Source organism: Terriglobales bacterium (assembly GCA_035651995.1).
Classification (GTDB): domain Bacteria; phylum Acidobacteriota; class Terriglobia; order Terriglobales; family Acidobacteriaceae; genus DASRER01.
Genome location: DASRER010000002.1, coordinates 98,747 through 121,841, shown reverse-complemented (window position 1 = coordinate 121,841; position 23,095 = coordinate 98,747). Strand labels below are relative to the sequence as shown.

The 23,095-nt window shown below is 64.4% G+C and carries 16 protein-coding genes; 8 read left to right on the top strand and 8 right to left on the bottom strand.

Features of this window, described 5'->3' with window-relative positions; translation table 11 throughout:
• Positions 1–66 precede the first annotated feature (66 nt).
• Both hemB and VFA60_00575 read right to left on the bottom strand, forming a co-directional pair.
• Positions 67–1,125 carry a porphobilinogen synthase gene (gene hemB / locus VFA60_00580; protein ID HZQ90269.1) on the bottom strand — a complete coding sequence of 353 codons (1,059 nt, stop codon included), beginning with the start codon at positions 1,123–1,125 and terminating at the stop codon, positions 67–69.
• A 91-nt stretch (positions 1,126–1,216) separates the two neighbouring features.
• Positions 1,217–1,369 (bottom strand): hypothetical protein, encoded by a 153-nt coding sequence (locus VFA60_00575; protein ID HZQ90268.1) that lies wholly within the window; start codon positions 1,367–1,369, stop codon positions 1,217–1,219.
• Positions 1,370–1,482: 113 nt separating this feature from the next.
• Here VFA60_00575 and VFA60_00570 point away from each other — a divergent pair, with 113 nt between their 5' ends.
• The 7 genes from VFA60_00570 (at position 1,483) to VFA60_00540 (ending at position 14,603) form a co-directional block, all read left to right on the top strand.
• Complete coding sequence (locus tag VFA60_00570; GenBank protein ID HZQ90267.1) at positions 1,483–3,984, top strand: Smr/MutS family protein; 2,502 nt, start codon at positions 1,483–1,485, stop codon at positions 3,982–3,984.
• A 64-nt stretch (positions 3,985–4,048) separates the two neighbouring features.
• On the top strand, positions 4,049–5,509 hold the full coding sequence (locus VFA60_00565; protein HZQ90266.1) for a GH1 family beta-glucosidase: 1,461 nt from the start codon (positions 4,049–4,051) through the stop codon (positions 5,507–5,509).
• A 363-nt stretch (positions 5,510–5,872) separates the two neighbouring features.
• Positions 5,873–7,669, top strand: a complete 1,797-nt coding sequence (dnaG, locus tag VFA60_00560) for a DNA primase (GenBank protein HZQ90265.1) — start codon at positions 5,873–5,875, stop codon at positions 7,667–7,669.
• A 257-nt stretch (positions 7,670–7,926) separates the two neighbouring features.
• Positions 7,927–9,624 (top strand): RNA polymerase sigma factor RpoD, encoded by a 1,698-nt coding sequence (gene rpoD, locus VFA60_00555; GenBank protein ID HZQ90264.1) that lies wholly within the window; start codon positions 7,927–7,929, stop codon positions 9,622–9,624.
• Between the two features lie 1,085 nt (positions 9,625–10,709).
• Positions 10,710–12,074 (top strand): replicative DNA helicase, encoded by a 1,365-nt coding sequence (gene dnaB / locus VFA60_00550; GenBank protein HZQ90263.1) that lies wholly within the window; start codon positions 10,710–10,712, stop codon positions 12,072–12,074.
• 10 nt (positions 12,075–12,084) lie between these two features.
• Positions 12,085–13,221, top strand: coding sequence for an alanine racemase (gene alr, locus VFA60_00545; protein HZQ90262.1), 1,137 nt, complete (start codon positions 12,085–12,087; stop codon positions 13,219–13,221).
• A gap of 275 nt (positions 13,222–13,496) precedes the next feature.
• On the top strand, positions 13,497–14,603 hold the full coding sequence (locus tag VFA60_00540; protein ID HZQ90261.1) for an alpha/beta hydrolase family protein: 1,107 nt from the start codon (positions 13,497–13,499) through the stop codon (positions 14,601–14,603).
• Positions 14,604–14,951: 348 nt separating this feature from the next.
• Here the strand turns inward: VFA60_00540 and VFA60_00535 are convergent, their stop codons facing one another.
• The 6 genes from VFA60_00535 to rpiB all read right to left on the bottom strand — a co-directional run bounded on the left by VFA60_00535 (position 14,952) and on the right by rpiB (position 22,019).
• Positions 14,952–15,734, bottom strand: coding sequence for a hypothetical protein (locus VFA60_00535; GenBank protein ID HZQ90260.1), 783 nt, complete (start codon positions 15,732–15,734; stop codon positions 14,952–14,954).
• Between the two features lie 458 nt (positions 15,735–16,192).
• A complete protein-coding gene (locus VFA60_00530) occupies positions 16,193–17,326 on the bottom strand; it encodes a glycosyltransferase family 1 protein (GenBank protein ID HZQ90259.1) in 1,134 nt (377 codons plus the stop codon).
• A gap of 106 nt (positions 17,327–17,432) precedes the next feature.
• Complete coding sequence (locus tag VFA60_00525; protein ID HZQ90258.1) at positions 17,433–19,304, bottom strand: ABC transporter ATP-binding protein; 1,872 nt, start codon at positions 19,302–19,304, stop codon at positions 17,433–17,435.
• A gap of 158 nt (positions 19,305–19,462) precedes the next feature.
• The gene (gene glyA, locus VFA60_00520) at positions 19,463–20,737 is read right to left on the bottom strand and encodes a serine hydroxymethyltransferase (protein ID HZQ90257.1); all 1,275 of its coding nucleotides are present in this window, start codon (positions 20,735–20,737) and stop codon (positions 19,463–19,465) included.
• Positions 20,738–21,104: 367 nt separating this feature from the next.
• Positions 21,105–21,557, bottom strand: coding sequence for a GNAT family N-acetyltransferase (locus VFA60_00515; GenBank protein ID HZQ90256.1), 453 nt, complete (start codon positions 21,555–21,557; stop codon positions 21,105–21,107).
• 3 nt (positions 21,558–21,560) lie between these two features.
• Complete coding sequence (rpiB, locus tag VFA60_00510) at positions 21,561–22,019, bottom strand: ribose 5-phosphate isomerase B (protein HZQ90255.1); 459 nt, start codon at positions 22,017–22,019, stop codon at positions 21,561–21,563.
• 109 nt (positions 22,020–22,128) lie between these two features.
• On the opposite strand from rpiB, the gene VFA60_00505 reads away from it, so the two are divergent.
• Positions 22,129–22,920 carry an enoyl-CoA hydratase/isomerase family protein gene (locus VFA60_00505; protein ID HZQ90254.1) on the top strand — a complete coding sequence of 264 codons (792 nt, stop codon included), beginning with the start codon at positions 22,129–22,131 and terminating at the stop codon, positions 22,918–22,920.
• Positions 22,921–23,095 lie beyond the last annotated feature (175 nt).

The window sequence follows — 23,095 nt, the reverse complement described above, 5'->3', positions numbered from 1 at the left end:
AAGACGGCAACAAGAGGCCGGCGAGAAGATTCTACGACACGCCACGCACCAGCGCCCGCCGGCACTTCAGGCCAGCAGCTGTGCCGCGTCCTTGGCGAAGTACGTCAAGATGACGTCGGCGCCCGCGCGGCGGATGGAGGTCAGCGACTCCATCATGATCCGCTCGCGGTCAATCCAGCCGTTGCGCGCCGCAGCCTCGATCATCGCGTATTCGCCCGAGACCTGGTAGGCGGCAAGCGGCGCCTCGTAGCGTCGCCGCGCCTCGGCGATCACGTCGAGGTAGGGAAGCGCCGGCTTCACCATGATCATGTCCGCGCCCTCTTCCAGGTCGAGCGCGATCTCCCGCATGGCCTCGCGCAGGTTCGCCGGATCCATCTGGTAGCTGCGCCGGTCGCCGAACTGCGGCGCCGAATCGGCCGCCTCGCGAAATGGCCCGTAGTATCCCGAGGCAAATTTCGCCGCATAAGAAAGGATGGGGACGTTCACCAGGCCGGCGTCGTCGAGCGCCTTGCGGATCGCGGCGACGCGGCCGTCCATCATGTCCGAAGGCGCCACGATGTCGATCCCGGCACGCGCCAGCGAAACCGAAGTTTTCGACAGGATGTCGAGCGTCTCGTCGTTGGCGATCTCGAAATCCGTCGCCAGCGCTCGCTCCATCACCGCGGCCATTTGCCCGCGGCTTGCGACGACCGTGCGCGGGCCCTTCGACTCGCGCAACTTCTGGCGGACCACGCCACAATGCCCGTGCGACATGTACTCGCACAGGCAAACGTCGCCGATCAGCAAGATCTCGGATACCTCGCGCTTGATGGCCCGCGCCGCACGCTGCACGATGCCATTTTCGTCCCAGGCGCCGGTCGCGATTTCGTCCTTCGACTCCGGCAGCCCGAACAGGATGAGCGCGGGGATGCCCAGCGAATGCGCCTCGCGCGCCTCCTTGACCGCCTCGTCCACCGACAGGTTGAACACCCCAGGCATCGAGCCAATTTCCTTGCGTACCCCTTCACCCGGGCACACGAAGAGCGGGTACACAAAGCTCTCTGGCGTGAGTCGCGTCTCGCGAACCATCGCCCGCAGGGCTTCGCTCTGCCGCAGCCGACGCATTCGGGTGACAGGGAACGACATGCTCCGAATTCTACAGCAAGCAGACGAATTCAACGCTTCGGTAACAACATCGTTCTAGTGCGTGTCCCCCGTGAAAAGCGACTGACAGGCGCTAACGAAGCTGACCGGAGACAGGGACCTGGTCATCGAGCGGGGGCGCATCACCGAGGGCGGCATTGCGCTGGAAGGCGAGTTCGAGCTGCCGCCGATGGCTCCACTCAACGCCGACGATCAGATCTTCGTCGCCGCGCTTGGAGGCTGCCACAGCTCCATCAAGCAGATGGAGAAGACCTTCGGCGTCAGCTACCCCCACCATCAAGAACCGTCCAGGTTTCCGCATCTTCTGCGAATAGCTCGGCGTCGCGATACGATGTCTGTGTGACTGCATTGACCAACACCAGCGCGCGCCTGCTCGATTTCGAGTCGCTGCGTGAACTGCTGCGCGCCTACGCCGTCTCCGACCTGGGCCGGGCGCGCGTGCAGTCGGTGGCGCCCTCGTCTGACCTCGACTACATCCGCCGCCAGCAACAGCTCACCGCCGAGATTCGCGACTACTGCCGCGCGGGGGGACGCTTCGAGTTCTCCGGCCTGCTCGACCCCGCGCGTCTGGTGGAGAAGTCGCGCATCGCAGGCGCGGCGCTGGAGACCCTCGAGATTCGCGACATCCTGATCGTTGTGGATCGTGCCGCCGAGTGGCGCGAGATTGCTGTGGATCCGCCATCGTCGTTGACGAGCTCCGCCTGCGGGGCCTGGCCGGCCGTCGCGGAGCTTTCCCGCGGCATCGCCGACTTCACCGAGTTCCTCCGCTTCTTCCGCAAGAAAATCCTTCCGGACGGCACCCTCGACGACCGTGCTTCGCCCGAACTCGCGCGCATCCGGCGTGAGATCGAAAAACAGAAGCGGCTCATCCAGGAATCGCTGCGCGGTTACCTGCGGCGGCTCGCCGAAGGCGGCGCCGTGCAGGACGAGTTGATCACCATTCGCGGCGAGCGCTTCGTCATTCCGGTGAAAGTCGAGCAGAAGAAAAAGGTGAACGGCGTGGTCCACGGCGCCAGTTCCAGCGGACAAACCATCTTCGTCGAGCCGCTGGAAACCATCGAGCAGAACAACGAGCTGGTTCGCCTGCTGGAAGAGGAGCTCGCCGAAACCCACCGCATTCTGCTGGAAATGACCGGGCTTGTCGCCGGGCAAGCGGCCAACATCATCGCCGCCGCCGAAGCGCTTGCCGAGCTCGAACTCCAATTCGCGAAGGCGCGCTTTGCCGAGGATTACGCGTGCGTGGCGCCGCAGATGCACGCAGCCGAGAGCAGCGCGATGCGCCTGGCGCTCGTCTCAGCCCGCCATCCGCTGCTGGAGCGCAACCTGAAAGCGCACGGCCGCCACGTCATCCCGCTCACGCTCGAACTTGGCGCCGGCGCTTCCGCCGCCCACCGACAACCGGCGACCGACGACCGGCAGTTGGTCATCACCGGCCCGAACACCGGCGGAAAAACCGTGGCGCTGAAAACGGTCGGCCTGCTCGCGCTGATGGCGCAATCCGGAATTCCGGTTCCGGCCGAGCGCGCCGAACTGCCCGTGTTCGACGCCGTGCTCGCCGATATCGGCGACTACCAGTCCATCGAACAGAACCTTTCCACGTTCTCCGCGCACGTAACCAACATTGATTTCATCTCGCGCACTGCCACGCCGCAGTCGCTGGTGCTGCTCGATGAACTCGGCTCCGCCACCGATCCCGAAGAAGGCGCCGCGCTCGCCGTTGCCATCGCCGAGCAGTTTCGCGCACTGGGCTGCATCAGCATCATCTCCACCCATCACACGTCGCTGAAGATTTACGGCGCGAACACGCCGGGCGTGCTCAACGCCGCCGTCGGCTTCGACGAGCACACGCTACAGCCCACTTACGAGCTCCGCGTCGGCGTGCCGGGCGCGTCGGCCGGCATCAACATCGCGCAGCGCCTCGGCCTCAATCCGGCCATCATTCAGTCGGCCCGCAGCCGCCTCGGCACGCAGACGCAGGACGTGGCGCGCTTCCTCGACCGCCTGCACGAGCAGTTGCGTCAAATCGAGCAGGAGCGCGCTGCGCTCCGCCGGCGCGAGCAGGAGGTCGCGCGCGAGCAGAACCGTCTTGCCGCGGAGGGCCGCAAGGAGCAGAAGGAAAAAGTCCGCGAACTGGAGAAGAAGCTCGAAGAATCGCTGCGCGATTTCGAGTACCAGATGCGCGAGAACGTCAGCGCCGTCCAGGACCGCGCCGCGGCGTTGAAGCTCTCGAAAGAAGCTGAGCGCCGCGTTGCCAAGCTCCGCCGCGAGTTCAAAGAGCAGTTCAACCAGTCCGTGGTCGCGCACACCACCGGCGCCGACGTTGGCGACAGCCACGCGCAGCCCGCGCTCGTCCGCCACGTCAGCGAAGGCGACACGGTCCGCTTGAAGTCGCTGGGCCGCAACGGCACGGTGAAGCGCCGAGTAGACGACAACACCTTCGAGGTCGAAGTCGGCGCCATGAAGATGAAGGTGGCGCGAAGCGACATCGCCGAAGTGGTCACCCGGGCTGGGGCGGCGGGCGCAGCCGCCTCTCCGCTCGCGGCCGCGCGCGCTCGCGGCATCTCGGTTTCCGTTGACGAAGGCGAAGTTTCGGCAGCGGCCAGCGAGATCAACGTTATCGGCGAGAACGTGGACGAGGCCACTCGCCGCGTTGAAAAATTCGTGGATCGCGCTTTCCTCGCAGGCCTGACTCGCGTGCGCGTCGTCCACGGCAGCGGAATGGGAATTCTCCGCAAGGCGCTGCGCCAGTTCCTGCAGACGCACCCTCATGTGGCGTCCGTCAGCGAGCCGCCACACAACGAAGGCGGCGCCGGTGCGACCATCGTCGAACTCAGAATGTGAGACGCCCAATCTGAATTCTTGACGCCGCCTGCTCTCCACGTTACATCTGCACGCCGGAGAGCCCATGACCGTCCTCGACCGCCGCGCCTTCCTGCAGACCGCTGCCATCGCCGCAGTTTCGGCCGCCACCGCGCCGTTCGTTCCACGCGCGCTCGCGCAAGCGAGCAAACCGCCAGACTTCCCCAAAGGCTTCCTGTGGGGCAGTGCCACCGCGTCCTATCAGGTCGAGGGCGCGTGGCGTGAAGACGGCAAGGGCGAGTCCATCTGGGACCGCTTCGCGCACAAGCCCGGTACCATCAAGGGCGCCGACACCGGCGACGTCGCCTGCGACTCCTACCATCGCTACGCTGAAGACATCGCGCTCATGCGCGCGCTGAACCTCACGAGCTATCGCTTCTCCATCGCCTGGCCCCGCATTCAGCCGACTGGTTCGGGCGCACCCAACGCGAAGGGCCTCGATTACTACAAGCGTCTTGTGGACGCGCTTCTCGAGGCCCGCATCCGGCCTTTCCCAACCCTCTACCACTGGGACCTGCCGCAGACGCTCGAAGACGCCGGCGGCTGGCCGAATCGTGACTTAATCGGTCGCTTCACCGACTACGCTGAAATCGTCGCGCGCGCTCTCGGCGATCGCGTTTCGAACTGGACGATGTTCAACGAGCCGAAGGTGTTTACCGAGCTTGGCTACTCTGCTGGCCGCCACGCCCCGGGACGCCGTGACCGTGCGGCCTTCTATCGGGCGAGCCACGTCGTCAATCTGACGCAGGCCAGCGCCTTCCGGGCCATGAAAGCGGTCAACGGCAGGCTTAAGATCGGCAGCGCGTACTCGACCACAAACGCTGAACCTGCCACGAGCTCCCCCGAAGATCGTGTCGCCGCCGACCGCGCGCACGCTTTCTCGAACCTGTGGTTCGTCGATCCGCTGCTCAAGGGCCGTTATCCCGACGCGATCGTGGGCGGCTTCCAGCCGGAAACCTTCGGCGTGCAGCCCGGCGACATGGAAAAGCTGCCCACGCCGCTCGACTTCCTCGGCATCAACTACTACAACCGCACCGTGTACGCGCACGATCCGAGCGTGCCGCTGCTGCAGTTCCGCAACGCCGGCCTGCCCGATGATCGCCGAGGCCCGCAGACCGACATGGGTTGGGAGGTTTGGCCCGATTCGTTCCATGACCTGCTCGTTCGCATGTCGCGCGAGCATCCCGGCGTGCCCATCGAGGTCACGGAAAACGGCTGCTCGTATCTCGACTCGCCTGACGCGCACGGCCGCGTGGCCGACCGGCGCCGCATTGACTACTATGCCGGATACCTCGGCGCGGTCTCGCGCGCCATTCGCGACGGCGCCGACATTCGCGGCTATCACGCCTGGAGCCTGCTCGACAATTTCGAGTGGGCCGAGGGCTACACCCAGCGCTTCGGGCTGGTGTACGTGGACTTCCGCACGCAGCAGCGCATTATTAAGGATTCGGGCCGCTGGTTGGCGAAAGTGGCCGCAGAGAACAAGCTGCTTGCGTCGGCGCTCTGATATTTTTGAGACGCCCGACTCACGCCTGGTGCGACCATGTCCAAAACGAGAACAAGCTGGCGACCATTCATTGTCCGGCGCGGGTCATGCACGGACGCGGCCGAGAACGTCATCTCGTTCCAGCACGGACTCAAGCTGTACCAGGCGGCAAACCCGCCCAAGCGCAACTTTTGGTACGACCCGCGCCGGCCACGACGATCTCTCCTATTCGACGGGCGAGCGGTATTGGCAGACTTTGAGGGAATTTGCTGCTAGCCTCAGCGAGCCGGCAGCGCGGACTGGCGCCGCCAATTAGGAGCCTCCTCAAAGCTGACATGATATTCACAGGCTCCCGGCCACGAAGTCGCCCGTAGAATTCTCATCATGTCCGCCCCGGGCTCATTCTCCGACGTGGTCAAGCAACAGGCCGACATCGTTCGCATTGTTGGCGACTACGTGAAGTTGAAGAAGTCGGGTGCGCAGAATTTTTCCGGTCTCTGCCCCTTCCACAACGAGAAGACGCCGTCGTTTTCGGTGCACACCACGCGCCAGTTCTTCCACTGCTTCGGGTGCCACGCCTCGGGCGACGTCTTCACCTTCGTGCAGAAGATCGAGAACGTCACGTTTCCGGAGGCCGTTCGCCTGGTCGCGCAAAAGCTCGGCATCCCGCTGCCTGAGCAGCAATACGACTCGCCCGCCGAAGCGCGCGATGCGAAGCTTCGCGGCGTCCTGCTCGACATGCACGAGCGCGCCTGCCTGTTCCTGCAGGACCAGCTTCGCCGCCCCGAAGGGGCCCGCGCACGCGAGTACCTTGCCGGGCGCGGTCTGACGGAGGAGATCATCCGCGAGTTCCGCATCGGCTACGCGCCGGATTCCGGCTTCATCCTGCGCGACCGGCTGAAGGGCGAGTTCGATGAAGAATCGCTACGCGCCAGCGGGCTGTTTTCCTGGAAAGACACTGAGCCCGCGTCTAAGCCGACGACCGACGACCGAAGACCGACGACGGCGATGTATTCCAAATTCCGCGGGCGCGTCATGTTCCCCATCGCGAACGACGCGGGAAAAGTCATCGCGTTCACCGGGCGCACGCTCCTCGAAGGTGACAAGGCAGGTCCCAAGTATCTGAATTCGCCCGAAACGCCCATCTACTCCAAGTCGCGCGTACTGTTCAACCTCGACAAGGCGAAGGAGTCCATTCGCCGGCTCGACTACACCATCCTGGTCGAAGGTCAGATGGACTGCATCTCGGTCTTCGCCGCCGGCTTCCGCAACGTGATCGCCACTTCCGGCACGGCGTTCACCGAGGCCCAGGCGCGCCTGCTCGCCCGCTTCAGCCGCAACGTGGTGGTGAACTTCGATCCCGACACCGCCGGCGCTGCCGCCACCGAGCGCACCCTAGGGCTTCTGGTTGAGGAGCAGTTTCAGGTAAAGGTCGTGCAGCTGGAATCCGGACTCGACCCCGACCTGTTCATCCGCCGCCGCGGCCGCGACGCCTACGCCGACGCGCTACACAAGTCGCAGAAGTACTTCGACTATCTCATTGATCGCGCCCGCGCCCAGTTCCCGCCCCGCACGCCCGAAAGCAAGGTAAAGGCCCTGAACTTCCTGCTCCCCCACGTGCATCGCGTGCCCAGCCGCATCGTTCGCGACGAACTCGCCGCCGACATCGCCCAAAAGCTTGGCATCGACTCTGCCGTCCTGCGCCAGGAGCTGAAACAGGCGGCTGCGGCGCGCTCGGGTGGGATCAAAACGGCGGCCCAGTCGCCGGTCACTGACGCCGAGCGGCTCTTGGTTCGTGCCCTCGCCCCGGGCGGCGACCCTGACCTGCGCACTCACTGTGCCCGGCTGCTCACCTCCGAGCCCCTCCACCACGGCCTCGGCACCGAAGGACTGATCCAGGCGCTACTCGCGTCCAGCGATGTTCTGGATGCTGCCTCGATCTCGCTGGAGCCTGAGCAACGAAACCTGCTTGCCTCGATCCTCATGCGGGAAGACGAGGAATTGACCCAAGAACTGCTCGACCGCTCGCTGGCCGCCCTCCGCCGCCGCGGCTTGGAGCGCCGCCAGCGCGACATCAAGTCCCAGATTGCCGACGCTGAGCGCCGCCAGGATTCCGAGCTCCTGGCCTCTCTTGTCCAGGAAAAGCTCCGCATTGACCGCCAGCTCGCGTCTGGGGACTGAGCCTGAGTGGGCAGCATTCAAAGTCTTGGATTTCAGCTCCAAACCAGAAACCGTCAGCCCACTTCCGCCATCTAATCCCTTAGAAAACAGAGCAGCCGTGGTGTGGATTTCGGGCCAGGAGCTAGGCGCGCGGCCTAAGTCGTGGTAGTATAAAGACTTTCGTCTTGTCTCTCACTCAAAGCTGCAACCCGGACGCAAGCGGAAAAGGTGTGTCCCCCCGCCGCAGCCCACATTCGCGGCCGTAGTGGAGATTGGTATTGGCACTGGAAGATAAATTCGACGACATTAAGAAGCTCATCGACGCGGGCAAAGAGAAGGGTTACCTCACCTACGACCAGGTGAACGACCTTATCCCGCACGACGTGCATTCTCCCGAGGACCTGGAAGATCTGCTCACCACCATCGGCACGCAGGGCATTGACGTGCTCGAGGGCCCCAAGCTGCCCTCGCAGGCGATGGAGAAGAAGTTCGACCAGGAGATCGAGGCCGGCGAGGAAGTCGAGCTCGACCTCACTCCCGGCGCCCTGGAGAAGACCAACGACCCCGTCCGCATGTATCTGCGCGAGATGGGCACCGTACCGCTGCTCACCCGCGAGGGCGAAGTGGAAATCGCCAAGCGCATCGAGCGCGGCCAACTCCGCGTGCTCAAGGCCATTTCGCGCTCGCCCATCGTCATCCGCGAGATCCTCTCCACCGGCGACGACCTGAAGCGCGGTGTGCGCAGCATCAAGGAAATCGTCACCCTCGGCGACGAAGAGGAGATCACCGAAGAGGTCCTCCAGAACCGCCTGAAGGAAGTCACCGACTGGATTGACGACCTGCAGAAGCACTACAAGCGCGCGCAGGTGCTCGCCGAGCGCCTGCACGAGATTCCGCGCACCAAGAAGCCGAAGGAATTCCGCCGCACCCGCTGGAACCTGGGTCGCGAAGTGGTCGCCATTTCTGACGTGATCCGCGGCATCCCGTACACCAATGCCGAGCGCAAGCGCCTCATCGACCGCGTGGGCAAGACGGTCGACACCATGCGCGCGCTCGACATCCAGGCCAACAACCTGGACCGCAAGGCCGATGCCTCGCGCAGTGAAGAGCAGAAGAAGGAACTCCGCCGCCAGTCGCGCCAGATCCGCAACGACCTGGAGAAGATGGAGTCCGAGGCGGGCGTCACCTTCCAGGAACTGCGCCGCACCCAGCGCGAAATCATCCAGGGAGACATCGACGCCGAGAAGGCCAAGCGCGAACTGATCGAGGCCAACCTGCGCCTGGTGGTCTCCATCGCTAAGAAGTACACCAACCGCGGTCTCCAGTTCCTCGACCTGATCCAGGAAGGCAACATCGGCCTGATGAAGGCGGTGGACAAGTTCGAGTACCGCCGCGGCTACAAGTTCTCCACCTACGCTACCTGGTGGATCCGCCAGGCGATCACGCGCGCCATCGCCGACCAGGCCCGCACCATCCGTATCCCGGTGCACATGATCGAGACCATCAACAAGCTCATCCGCACCTCGCGCCAGCTTGTGCAGGAAATGGGCCGCGAGCCAACGAGCGAAGAAATCGCCAAGCGGATGGACATTCCGGTGGCCAAGGTCCGCAAGGTGCTCAAGATCGCGCAGGAGCCGATCTCGCTGGAGACCCCCATCGGCGAAGAAGAAGACTCGCACCTGGGCGACTTCATCGAAGACCGCGCCGTGATCTCGCCCGCCGAGGCCGTCATCAACGTCAACCTGAAGGAGCAGACTGCTCAGGTCCTCCGCACGCTGACGCCGCGCGAAGAGAAAGTCATCAAGATGCGCTTCGGCCTGGAAGACGGCTCCGAGCACACCCTCGAGGAGGTCGGCCAGTCGTTTGCCGTGACCCGCGAGCGCATCCGCCAGATCGAGGCCAAGGCCCTTCGCAAGCTGCGTCATCCTTCGCGCTCGCGCAAACTGCGCGCGTTCATGGATGGCGTCCGCGAGTAGCCTGCGTCCGGAAGCTGTTCGCCAAAGGGGATGAACCGCAGTTCATCCCTTTTTCTCCTTCGACGCTGCCCTCACTCGCGTCAATCTGCGCCACGGAGTCTCCTTTTCCACCCGTTTCCACAACCTTTCGCGTTCTGAACAGGAAAGTCACAACACGGCCCCGCTTTCCGCTTGATGCGGCCTTGGCGCTGTTGCAAAGTGCCGCGCAACGAAATGCGTGAGATGTCCTGAGGCGTTTTCGCTTGGGACGCGTTCTTCGATCACGCGGATCTTGCCTAACCACGACTGGACAATGGCCGCTTCGGTGGCCGGTTCAGTGCGGGTGAAGCCAGATTTCGGCGCAGCTGGCGCTCATGGCGCCGGCAGCGTGGCCGGCAACGCGGGTAGCCCCCAATCGGAGCAATCCGAAAGGGCCACCCGACGGGGGCGAGCCGGAGCAATCCGTTGCTCGCTTCGCACAGGGAAGCGCAGCGGGAGCAATCCCGTTACGGTCCCACCAGCGGTCCGAAAGCGATTTCGGATTCCAGGCCGGACCGATCGGAGACACGAAGTTGCGGTCAGGCGGCCCGGCAGCAGAGTTCCAGCGCGAGTTGGAGCTTCAGGTCCTGGCGAAAGTCGGGGTCAAGTCCTGGTGAAAGCCGGGACGGCCGAAGCCGGCGCCACTTCTGTCGCCCTACTCGGCGGGCGGCGGAAGACCAAGGCCGCGCAACTTCATTCCAGGGCGCGGTCCCGCTTTGGCGGGACAATGCGGCACGAAGACGCCGCCGCTGATCGGCAGGTCGGCGAAAGGAAATCTCACCTACGGTGGGAGTTTGCGTGGCTGGCGCAAACTCCCACTTCGTTTTTATGGCATGCTCTTCATGTTGTACGGCGGGCGCCGTCTGCACCTCATCGCGCCAAAACCCGGCGCGCTGGGGGACCCCGCCCCTCTCGCCGGCAAGCCACCACAACCCGGGTGTTGTCGTTCCATGCCATAATCGCGCCGTGGGCCACGAAATCCACCGACTTCCGAGTTTTGCTCAGGCAGAGCCCCAATCTTCGGATGACGTGTCCCCGCGCTCTCGCTACTCTGCTCGTACCCACTGATGGCCACCACCGATCACATTCTCGACCGGGGCATGCCAGCCGCCATCGAAGCTGAGCGCTCCATCCTGGGCGCTATCCTGCTCGACAACTTCTCCTACAACGAAGCCGCCGAGTCGCTGAAGCCCGACGAGTTCTTCCTCGATTCCCACCGCCGTATCTACCAGCGCATGAGCGATTTGGCCGAGTCGGGACGCCCAATCGATGTCATCTCGCTCACCGACGAACTGGGCCGCCACAAGGAGGTCGAAGCGGTCGGCGGTGTCGCCTATTTGGCCTCGTTGACGGACGGTGTCCCACGCCGCGAGTCCATCGTCCAGCACATCCGCCTGGTCAAGGACAAGGCGCTGCTGCGCGGCCTCATCCACGCCGCCAACAGCGCCATTGCCCGCGCCATGGAGCAGGCTGATCCGGCAGCCGAGGTCCTGGATGGCGTCGAGGCCGAAATTTTTCGCCTCTCCGACGACCGCATCGGCAAGGGCTTCCTCGACATCCCGGAGATCGTCAAGGAATCCTTTGGCTCAATCGACAAGCTCTACGAGCGCGGCCAGCGCATCACCGGCCTTGAGACGCACTACGAAGACCTGGACCGCATGACCAGCGGACTCCAGCGCTCGGACCTGGTCATCATCGCGGCGCGCCCGTCGATGGGCAAGACCGCCTTCGCCCTGAACATCGCCGAGAACGCCGCCGTGCGCGACAAGAAATCGGTCGGGGTCTTCTCGCTGGAAATGTCGCGCGAGGCGCTGCTTCTCCGCCTGCTGTGCTCGCAGGCGCGTGTGGACTCGCACAAGCTGCGCACCGGCTTCCTGGGCCGCGAGGACTATCAGAAGCTGGTGGCAGCGCTCGCCGCGCTCGCCGAGTCACCCATCTACATCGACGACACGCCCGGCGTCTCGCTCCAGGAGATGCGCGCCAAGGCGCGCCGACTGCAGCAGAAGCACGGCCTCGACCTGCTCATCGTGGACTACCTGCAGCTCATGTCGGCCACGCCGCTCGGCGGCGGACGCCGCTTCGAAAACCGCACGCAGGAAGTCTCCGCCATCTCGCGCGGTCTGAAGGCGATCGCCAAGGAGCTGCGCATTCCCGTGATCGCGCTCTCGCAGTTGAGCCGCGCGCCCGAAAGCCGCGGCGACCGCGGACATCGCCCGCAGCTCGCCGACCTGCGCGAATCCGGCTCCATCGAGCAAGACGCTGATGTGGTCGCCTTCATTTTTCGCGAAGAAGTGTACAAGCCCGACGAGCCCGAGCTGCAAGGCATGGCCGAACTCATCATCGCTAAGCAGCGAAACGGCCCAACCGGAACCGTACAGCTGGCGTTCTTGAAGAACTCCACGCGCTTTGAGTCGCGAGCACTGGAGGAGTAAAAAACTCGGCATGCGACCCACTTGGGCCGAGGTTTCACTGAGCGCGCTGCAGCGCAACTTCCGTGTCATTGAAAAGCACGTCGGCCCTGACGTGACCGTGTGCGCCGTGGTCAAGGCCGATGCCTACGGACACGGCGCCGTCGAGTGCGCGCGTGCGCTCATCGAGGCCGGCGCGGCCTGGCTCGGCGTGACCTCAACCGAGGAAGGCGTCCGCCTGCGCGAGGCGGGCATCGGCGGACGCATCCTGCTCATGACCGGCTTCTGGCGCGGCGAAGAAGAGGCCGTCATCAGGCACAAGCTCACGCCTGCGGTCTGGCAGCGCGAGTCGCTCGATCAGCTTCAGGCCGCGGCGAAGAAGATGAACGTCGGCGCGGTTCCGGTGCACGTTAAGCTCGACACCGGCATGGCGCGGCTCGGCCTGGCGCAGGGCGATGAAAAGAAGTTTCTCAAGGCGCTGCTCGCGTCCGGCCGCGTGGTCGCGGAAGGCGTCTTCAGCCACCTCGCGTCGGCAGAGGTGCTGAACGCGAAAGACGCGGCTGACCAGGAAAGGCGCTTCGCACAGGCGTTCGCGCGCTTTGCCAAGGCTGGCGTGCGCCCGCGCTTTCTCCACCTGGCAAACTCGGCGGCCATCGCCGCGCGGCGCAGCACCTGGCACAACTTCGTGCGTCCGGGCATCTCGCTTTACGGTTATCAACTGCCCTACGTCAATTCCGGCAAGCACACCGCTGTCGCGCCGGTGCTGCCGGTCGTGCCGGTGCTGAGCTGGAAGACCCGCATTATCGGCCTGCGCGACGTTCCCAAGGGCCAGCCAGTCGGCTACAACGGGGCGTTTGTTACAAAAGCAAAAACAACGCTGGCCGTTCTTCCGGTTGGCTACGCCGACGGCCTCAGCCGCAAACTGTCCTCCGCCGGGCGAGTCATCGTGCGCGGCAAATACGCGCCCATTGCCGGGCGGGTCTCCATGGACATCACCCTAGCGGACGTCACCGGAATCGGCGACGCTGCCGTCGGCGATGAGGTCGTCATTCTCGGTTGCAGCGGGGAGTGCGCAATCAACGCCGATGAGCACGCTTGCCTCGCCGGAACAATCTCTTATGAGGTCCTGTGCGACATCGGCGCTCGCGTCCGGCGCACCTGGGTGAAATAGCCGGGCCCTTTCTCCTAACCCGCTACTAATACTGTTTTACAGAATCGTTTCCACCCGCGTTTTTGCGGTTGAGTGAGAGTAGATGTCTCGTTAATCTCGGCGTTCTTGGTCGCCGTTCATGGATTGCACGTACGGCGCGGGCGCCGTCTGCTCCTCGCCCGCGCCGTCTATTCCTCGCCGCTCAAGCCGATCATGCGCCGCTCGCCCTGGCCTGCGCGCCATTGGCTGCACCATACTCGCAGCAGCTCAGCCGAACGGCTATCCTATCAATGGCGATGCGTAAGCGTTACGAGCAATGGATGTACGAGTGGGAGACGCACCTCACCACGCGCGACAACAATCGCGTGGTCCGTCCCTTCGAGTGGGGACTGGACTGGGCTTGCCGCTGGCCGCTGGTGAACGGCAACTTCCCGGCCGACGAGAGCGGCGCCGAGCGCTTTCTGCACGAGCTGAACCGCCGCATCATTGCCGAGAGCGACACGTTTTTCTCCTACGTCACGCCCGGCGACTTCCGCCTGGAGCGCCGCAAGGTTGAGCGCTTCGCCACGGGCAGCGACCGCGAGCAGCGCAACCGTGACGTACCCGACGAAACCGGCGAGTTCCTGCGCTTCACTTCGCCGGTGCACACGCCGTATCCAGAAAACAATCTGGTGAACGCGCGCTGGTTCCCGGCGCGCGGCCGCCGCGCGGTAGTGGTGATGCCGCAGTGGAACTCCGACGCGCTCAGCCACAATTCGCTCTGCCGGATGTTCAACCTGATGGGCATCGCGGCGCTGCGACTGAGCATGCCGTACCACGACATTCGCATGCCGGCGCACCTGGAGCGCGCCGACTACGCCGTCTCGGCGAACATCGCGCGCACCACCGACGCTGCCCGCCAGGCCGTGATCGACGTGCGCGCCTGCCTGGACTGGCTCCAGCAGCAGGGATACTCCCGGCTCGGCATTCTGGGCACCAGCCTGGGATCGTGCTATGCGTTCCTCGCCGCCGCGCACGACCGGCGCGTGGCGGTGAACGCCTTCAACCACGCCTCAACCTATTTCGCCGATGTCGTGTGGACGGGACAGAGCACGCGCCACATTCGCGCCGGCATCGAGCCGGCGCTCGATCTGGACCGCCTGCGCGCGGCGTGGCTGGGGATCAGTCCGGCGGCGTACTTTGAGAAGTTCACGCGCTATCCCAGGAAGTCGCTGGTCATCTACGCGCGTTACGACCTGACCTTCTTGCCTGAGTTTTCCCGCGAGGTCGTGCGCCAGTTCCGCGCCCACGAACTCGACTTCCGCGCCATCGAGCTGCCCTGCGGGCACTACACCCTGGGCGAAGCCCCGTACAAGTTCCTCGACGGCTATCACATCGCGAACTTCTTCAGGACAACGCTGTAGCTTCGTCGTCGCTTGAAGCGACGCCACACGAGTTGCTGCTGATCTCGGGAGCCGCCGTTCCTACTTTCGGCGAGCGATCTTCGGCGGCGGAGCGGGTGGGCGCTGCGGCGTCGTAACCGGTACACGGCGAGCCTTCCGCTCCACCACCGGAGGGTGGTAGGGATGGCTATCGTGCTGCCTGCGCTCCGCCATGACCGGAGCGATGCACACGCCGACGAGCAGTATGGCGGCAAAGGTCCTTTTCATTTCCGTGGGGATAAGCGCAAGGATTTTACGGCCTGGCGTGGCAACACGCAATGGCACGCTTGTGCCGCGCTTACCGCAGCAAGACCGCGCTCGATGGTCAGGCTACCGCAATGGCGGTTCGATGACCGCCGGAACCGGGCGTCGCAGGCCCCACCTGCCCGAGCCACGTGGTTTCGCATCAGCGGCGACAGGCGCGGGCTGACCCTGGTAGGACACTTCGTGCCAGGTGAGCAGATGCGGTCCGAAAAGGCGTACATCTGCTGCCATGGTGCTGGCTACCGGAAGCGAGCGGCCGTCTCTTTCGGCAAAGTTGATGGTTACATGAGTGGCCTTCACCCACCAGGACGGGTTGCGGGCCGGCTCTCCCTCCAGCCGAACCAGGCGATAGGTCGAGGCATCCACCCAGACGCGTCCGCGCAGCAGATTGCGCTCCTGCCGCCGCGGCTCCACGCGCAGGACCTCGCAGCGGCGGCCGTCGAGCAACTCCTGCCCGGTGTACGCAAACTGGTAATTCCGCTCCGATATCTCACTTGCACCGTTGCTGGCGCTACTCTCCACTTCGCCTTCCAGCAGACGCCGCACCACGCTCGCTCCGCGTCCACTTCCTCGCTGGCGCAGGATGGCGAACGACTTCCGGTCCGGGGGAACGAAATCCACTCTTGTCAGCACCTCGGCTTGCCGCGCCTGAGGCCCGTGACCCCAAAGCTCGTAGTTGCGCACCACCGTATAGGCGCGGCCCTGGGCGGCATCGCGCCGCTGCACGGCAACCATGTTCTGCACAATGCTGGTGGCTGAATGGGCGAGCGAAGGCGCCGGCTGTGCCAAGACCAGGGCCGGCAGCAGCAACACCGCGCCAACCGCCCCGACCTTGCGAGCCCGATTCACATCCGCTCCTGCCAGGTTAGAAGCCACACAGACGAGCGCGGGTGTATCGTGCCGGCAGTCTATTCAGTGAGGCAGGCGCGCTGTCTGTAACGTTGAGGTGCTCCCCTACCCCTCACCCCCCTGGTGCTGTGATTTTTCAATGAGTTGCGGCGATGTTTCCCGGTAACGTGCTGCAGGCGTTGGGGTTAAGACCGAGGTCTTAAAATGTTTGTTTTCAGTCTTGGCCCTCCAGGTGCGCGAACCCAGGTCCTCGAACGCAATCTCGAGTGGAGCAACTGGAGCGGCGATCCGGCCTTCTTTGCGCCTCTTTTCCAGAGTAGCAAATTGGTGAGGGGAAATGGGAAGGCAGCGTGGCGATTTTTGCCGTTTGCACTGAGGGGTTTACGAGGGAATTCGCCGCAGAAGGGCTTGACAAGGTATTTCGAGGGCAGCCGAGAGGCGCGTACCCGGGTGGGAAGTCATTTCTGCGCTACCTGGCGATACACGTCGAGGACCTGCTCGGCGGAATTGTGCCAGGAAAAGCGCTGCACCTGGATGTAGCCGCGCTCTTTCATGCGTTCGCGCAGCGGCTGGTCAATGAGGACGCGATGCAATGCCCGCATAATTTCGAAGACGTTCTCGGGATTCACCATCACGGCGGCGTTGCCCAGGACCTCGGGCAATGAGCTGACGTTCGAGGTCACGACCGGCGTGCCGTGCGCCATGGCCTCGAGCGGAGGCAGGCCGAATCCTTCATAGAGCGAGGGAAAGACAAAGATTTTGGCCACGTCGTAAAAAATTCGGAGCGAATCGATCGGGACGAAACCCAGGAAGCGCACGTCGTTCTGCACGCCGCCGCGCACCACCGTGCGCCGCAGGTCGGGATGCTGCGAGAGCTCATCTCCGATGATGATCAGCTTCAGGTCGCCGAATCTGTCTTCCTTCTGCAGTTCGCTCTTCAGCGCCGAAAAGGCCTCGATGATGCGCCCCACGTTCTTGTGGGGCTGAATGTTCCCCGCGTAGAGCAGGAACGGATAGCGCACCTGGTAGCGCTCGGCAATCGTCTGGCGCTCCGCCAGCGTGGCATGCCCCCGCGCGAGCCGGTCATCAATCGCGTTGTAGACGACGCGGATGCGTTCGGCGGGAATACCGTAGAGCCGCTTCAGCTCGTTGCGGGTGAAGTTGCTGACCGCCATGATGTGGGCGGCGTTGTTCAGCGCCCGGCGCGTCAGGAAGGAGTGCAGCGCGCGATTGAAGCCGTTGCCGTTCAGCGACGGATAGAAGAACGCCAGCAGGTCGTGCACCGTCAACACGTACGGGCAGGGCGCGAACAGCGGGCGATAAAACAAGTAGGGAACATGCAGCACGTCGCAAGCCCGGCGCCGGAGGACCCGATGGAATTCCAGGTAGTAGTTCGGAGACGATGGTTCAGGCGTGAAAGCAACCGGCGAGAAATTAGCCGGCAGCTCTTCCCACTCGCGCAGGCGCCCGGCCGCGCCAATCAGGACGTACTCGTTCGTGGTGTCGAGGTGCGCCAGCGCCCGCACCACGTTGCGAACGTACGTCCCTACGCCGAACGCGCCGATGCGGCGCATGTCAAGCGCCACTCTCACGAGGCTAGTTTAGCGCGGGAAGGCGGTCGCCGGCCGGTCTGCGGCCGTCGGCACAGGCAGAATCGGTTTGGCCAACGACCAACGGCCGACGACCAACGGCGGTTTCCTACGGTTGCCGGCCGCTCAAAATGCTGGCGATATCGGGAGTGCGGGCGCCCTGGGCGCCGTTCGCGGACTCGCGGGAATCCACCGTATCGCCCTCGCCGGGAGCGAGGAAGAGGTTCTGCTCCAGCCCGTGCTGCCTGGTGTACAGCTCCCAATAGCGATCGCCGGCGGCCAACAACTCGGCGTGGTTGCCGCGCTCGACGATGCGGCCGGCTTCGACGACCAGGATCTGGTCGGCGCGGCGGATGGTGGAGAGCCGATGCGCGATGACGAAGGTCGTCCGCCCGCGCATCAGTTGCGACAGGCCTTCCTGGATCAGTTGCTCCGACTCCGAGTCGAGGCTCGATGTAGCTTCGTCCAGGATCAGCACGCGCGGGTCGGCCAGGATGGCGCGCGCAATCGAGACCCGCTGGCGCTGGCCGCCGCTGAGCTTGACGCCGCGCTCGCCGATGATCGTGTCGTAACCCTGCGGGAAGCGCTCCGCGAACTCGTCCACGCGCGCGATGCGGCACGCGGCCATGATCTGGTCTTCGGTGGCGTTCGGGCGCGAAAACGCCACGTTCTCGCGGATGGTTCCGTCAAACAGGAACGACTCCTGCAGGACCACGCCCAGGCGCGTGCGGTAGGAATCGAGCCGGACGGTGGAGAGGTCCACGCCATCGACGAGCACGCGTCCGCTGCTGGGGACGTAAAACGCCGCTACCAGTCCGATGATCGTGCTCTTGCCTGAACCGGAAGAGCCGACCAGCGCGGTCACCGTATCCGGGGCGGCGCGGAAGCTCACATCCTGGAGCACGGGCTTGCCGGCGTCGTATTCGAAATTCACGTTCTCGAAAGCGACGTCGCCGGCAATGTCGGCGAGCGCCACCGTTCGCCGCGGGTCTTCGTTTTCCGGCCGCTCGCTCAAGACCTCCCGGGTGCGCTCCAGGCCCGCGATCGCTTCCGTCAACTGCGTGCCGATGCCCACGACCTGGAAGAGCGGCGCGACCATGAAGGCGAGAAACATGGTGTAGGTGAAGTAGCCGCCCAGGGTGAGCGAGCCGTTCAGAATCTGCCGCGCGCCGAGCCACATGACAACGGCGCCGGCGACGCCGAGCAGCACGCTGCTGGAAAGGCTCATGGCGCTCATGGTGGTGAGCGTGCGCAGCACGTTATCGAGCAGGCGCTGCACGCCGGCGGAAAACACGCCGTGCTCGCGCTCTTCGGCGTGGTAGCCCTTCACCACGCGCACGCCGGAGAGCGACTCGGTGAGCCGGCCGCTGACTTCCGCGTTGATCTTTGCGCGCTCGCGGAAGATGGGCCGCAGCGTCTTGAAGGCCGTGCGCAAACCGAGCGCGCCCGCCAGCATGATGCCGAGCGCAATCGCCGTCATCAGCGGGCTGATCCGGAAAAGGACCACGATGGCCAGAGCCGCGGTCAGCAATCCGCCCACGAACTCGACCAGCCCGGTGCCGATCAGGTTGCGCACGCCCTCGACGTCGCTCATGATGCGCGAGACCAGCGCGCCGGTCTTGTTCGAGTCGTAGTAAGCGACCGGCAGCCGTCCAACGTGCTCCTGCACTTTGCGCCGCAGCTCGGCGATCATGCGCTGCGCGGCCTTCGACAGCGACTGGGTGAGCGCGAACGAGGTGATGCCCTGGATCATCGTCGCGCCCAGCACCGCAGCCACAATCGGGCCGAGCAGTTGCGTGTGCCGCTTGGTGACGACGTCGTCAATCAGGAACTTGGTCGAGGCAGGCAGCACCAGGCCGGCAACGCGGTTGATGGCCATCAGCACCATGCCGATCGCCAGCAGCCCGCGCCGCGGCCGCAGCAGCGCCCACACTTCCGGCAGCTGCTGGAAGATGGGCTTCTTCGGTTTCGCGGGCGTCAAAGAGGCCGGCGACGCCGGCGGCGCGCCGCTACGCGGAGTTCGGCCGGCGCGTGTCGCATCGGGTTGCGCGATGGTTGTGCTCACAATGCAGTGCTACCGGAAAGCATATAGATGCGTTGTGCATTGCTCCGGACGCAACGTCGCAGATTCGGCGTACGTCAGCTTCCCGCGTGCTGAAGGATCCGCGCGCGTCTCCCGGGATAGAGCGGGAACGCCTCGGCCAGATCCATCACCTGCCGGCGGACGCGGCCGAGCACAGCGGCGTCGTTACGGTTCTCCAGCACTTCGGCGATCCAGCGGCCGATCTGGCGCATCTCGTCTTCCTTCATGCCCCGTGTGGTCAGCGCCGGCGTGCCGATGCGAATGCCGGAAGGCTTCAGTGGCGGATTCTGATCGAACGGAATGGCGTTCTTGTTGACGGTGATCGCCGCCTCGCCCAGCGCCTTCTCCGCCTCGCTGCCCAGCATGCCTTTGGAGAAGACGTCGACCAGCATCAGGTGCGTGTCGGTCCCGCCGGAGATGACGCGGAAGCCCTGCGCCGCAATCGTTTCCGCCAGCACCTTGGCATTCGCGACGACCTGGCGGGCGTAATCGCGGAAGCCCGGCTGCGACGCTTCCAGCAGGCACACCGCCTTCGCTGCAATGATGTGCATCAGCGGTCCGCCCTGCACGCCCGGGAAGATGACCTTATCAATGGCCGCCGCGTGCTCCTGTTTGGACAGGATCATGCCGGCGCGCGGCCCGCGCAGCGTTTTGTGGGTGGTCGTGGTGACAATCTGCGCGTGCGGCACCGGCGACGGGTGCACGCCGCCGGCGACCAGGCCGGCGAAGTGTGCCATGTCCACCAGGTAGATCGCACCGACCTTGTCGGCAATCTTGCGCATGCGCGCGAAGTCGATGATCCGCGGATATGCCGAGCCGCCGCCGATGATCATCTTCGGGCGCTCTTTTTCGGCGAGGTCCTCGAGCACGTCGTAGTCGATGGTCTCGCTCTCGCGCGTCACGCCGTAGGGCACGACCCTGTACGTCTTGCCGGAAAAGTTCAGGTGATGTCCGTGGGTGAGATGGCCGCCGTGCGCGAGGTTGAGTCCGAGGATGGTGTCGCCCGGTTGAAGCACGGCGGCGTAGGCGGCCATGTTTGCCGTGGAACCGGAGTGCGGCTGGACGTTGGCATGCTCGGCGCCAAAGAGCGACTTGGCGCGGTCGCGGGCGAGGTCCTCCACCACGTCGGCGAATTCGCATCCGCCGTAGTAGCGCCGCCCGGGGTATCCCTCGGCGTACTTGTTGGTGAACACCGAGCCCATCGCCTCGAGCACGGCTTCGCTGACGAAGTTTTCCGAAGCGATCAGCTCCAAACCCTCGTGCTGGCGGCGAACTTCATTGTCAATGGCGGCCGCAATCTGCGGATCGGTTTCGGCGAGGGGGCGCGACATCCAGTTTGTATCGGGCACGGAGGACCTCTCGGACGTAAGCAAGTAGTGTACGACGACGCCAGCGGGCGTAACCAGAGCGTTGCAGTGTCGCCGTCGCGTGGGAGGCTGAGGCGATCAGGTGACGTAGACTGGCGTTCGTTCCGATCCGCCGCCGACCCTAAAATGCGTGGCGCCGACGCCCTTGTCCGCGCTCACTGTGCGCTTCAAACCTAAGACGGACAGCTACCGACGTCGTTTGCCGCATCTTCAGCGGGCGACGAAGCCTCTGTTTGTGACGTTCCACACGCTCGGACGAGGGCGTCCGCGCCACGCAGGTGTTGCCCGGTTTCAAGTCCACAGAACGGGGCGAACATTACGTCGCCGACGATCACCGCTTCCGATACATATCGTGCTTGTAGATCTGCATGTGATACTTCGCGGCTGCTTTCACGTTTTTGAATCCGAACTGACGATAGAGCCCGTGCGCGTCTTTGGTGACGAGCCCCCAGCGCCGGAAGCCCTGGAGCTTCGGGTGCTCCATGATGGCGCGCATCAGGCGCTTGCCCAGCTGGCGGCCGCGGTGCTGGGGGAGAACAAACACGTCGGCGATGTAGCCGTAGGTAGCGTAATCGGTGACCACGCGCGCGAAGCCAACCTGTTCGGACTTGCGGCCGTTGCGGCGATACGCGCCGAAACACAGGGAGTTGCGCATGCAGCGGGCGACAAGAGAGCGCGGGATCCCCCTGGCCCAGTAGCAGTTGGTCAGGAACCGATGGACCATGCCGACGTCAAGCAGTTTCGGGTCGCTGCTGACGAAATATGGGTCGCGGGACGCAGGCATCGGCTATCGTGACGCAGACTCGCGCGCGCCTTCGATGGCGTGGATCTTCTCGACGCGTTTCTGGTGACGTCCGCCGGCGAACTCGGTCGCCAGCCACTTATCCACGATGGCCAGCGCCCTCGGCTCATCGAGCACACGCGCGCCGACGGCGAGCACGTTCGCGTCGTTGTGTTCGCGCGACATCTGCGCTTCGTATTCGCTGGAGACGTGCGCCGCGCGCACCCCGGGAACCTTGTTGGCGGCGATCGCCATGCCGATCCCGGAGCCGCACACCAGAATGCCGAAATCGGCGCGGCGCGAGGCCACCGCGTGGCCGACCGCCTGGGCGTAATCGGGGTAGTCCACCGATTCAGACGAACCGGTGCCGCGGTCGTCCACCGCGAAGCCGCGCGCGGCAAGGTGCGCTTTGATCCTGTTCTTCAATTCGAAGCCGGCGTGGTCGGCGCCGAGAGCTATCCGCATGGCCACATTGTAGAGGCGAAGCGCGCTTGTCTCGCAATCAGTTTCAGCAGATAATCACGCCGCGCCGGCAGATTGGAACCAGCGCCGGACGCAGGGGAGCGTCTCATCCATGGCCACCAGCAGCGTCCCGGCCCAGGCATTCAAGCTCATCAAGTTCGACGTGGTGCGCGACGTCGCGCACATCACCCTCAATCACCCCGACAAGAACGTGCTCACCGTCGGCCTGATGGGTGAGATGGCCGAGGCGATTGAAAGCCTGAACGGCCGCGCCGACGTGAAGGCCATCCTGCTCGACTCCTCGCAAAAGGCGTTTTCGTACGGCATTTCGCTCGAAGACTCCAAGCCCGATCGCGTTTTCCAGACGCTCGACGCCTTCAACCGCGTGTTTACCGCGCTCGGCGAAGTTTCCAAACCGCTCATCGTGGTGGTCAACGGCCCGGCGATCGGCGCAGGCTCCGAACTGGTGGCCTTCGGCGACATGATCATCGCCACGCCCAACGCGCGTTTCGCGCAGCCGGAGGTGACCCTGGGCGTCTTCCCGCCATTCGCGGCCGTGATGCTTCCCCAGCTTATCGGTCCGAAGAAGAGCTACGAACTGCTGCTTACCGGACGCGCCCTTTCCGCCGAGGAAGCCTACGCGCTCAACTTCGTGAACCGGGTTGTGTCTGAAGCCGAACTGCAGAAGACGGTGGAAGAAGTGAAGGCCCGCATCTCGCAGTTCAGCGCACCCGTTCTCGAGATGACGAAGAAAGTTATCTCCAGCTCCATGGGCCTGCCGCTGAATGAGGCGATGAAGAAGTCGCACGACATCTACCTGAATCAGTTGATGTCGCTCGAAGACGTGCACGAAGGCCTGCGTGCCGTGCTCGAGAAACGCAAGCCGGTGTGGAAGAACAAGTAGTCTGGCCGGCGCGGCACTCAAAACGTGATGCCCTCGCCGCTGCCGTCCTCGGTGAGGGCACCAGTCTTTTTGCGATGCGCAGCTACAGCGCGCTCAGGAACGCAATCAGGTCGGCTGGCAGCTACGCGAACGGCATGGCGGTGCTCCCGTTCAAGAACCTCACCGGTGATCCAGG

Coding starts and splice junctions, on each gene's coding strand:
- hemB (HZQ90269.1), bottom strand. CDS start 1,125: ATGTCGTTCCCTGTCACCCGAATGCGTCGGCTGCGGCAGAGCGAAGCC.
- VFA60_00540 (HZQ90261.1), top strand. CDS start 13,497: ATGCGTAAGCGTTACGAGCAATGGATGTACGAGTGGGAGACGCACCTC.
- glyA (HZQ90257.1), bottom strand. CDS start 20,737: ATGTCGCGCCCCCTCGCCGAAACCGATCCGCAGATTGCGGCCGCCATT.
- alr (HZQ90262.1), top strand. CDS start 12,085: ATGCGACCCACTTGGGCCGAGGTTTCACTGAGCGCGCTGCAGCGCAAC.
- rpiB (HZQ90255.1), bottom strand. CDS start 22,019: ATGCGGATAGCTCTCGGCGCCGACCACGCCGGCTTCGAATTGAAGAAC.
- VFA60_00515 (HZQ90256.1), bottom strand. CDS start 21,557: ATGCCTGCGTCCCGCGACCCATATTTCGTCAGCAGCGACCCGAAACTG.
- dnaG (HZQ90265.1), top strand. CDS start 5,873: ATGTCCGCCCCGGGCTCATTCTCCGACGTGGTCAAGCAACAGGCCGAC.
- dnaB (HZQ90263.1), top strand. CDS start 10,710: ATGGCCACCACCGATCACATTCTCGACCGGGGCATGCCAGCCGCCATC.
- VFA60_00505 (HZQ90254.1), top strand. CDS start 22,129: ATGGCCACCAGCAGCGTCCCGGCCCAGGCATTCAAGCTCATCAAGTTC.
- VFA60_00565 (HZQ90266.1), top strand. CDS start 4,049: ATGACCGTCCTCGACCGCCGCGCCTTCCTGCAGACCGCTGCCATCGCC.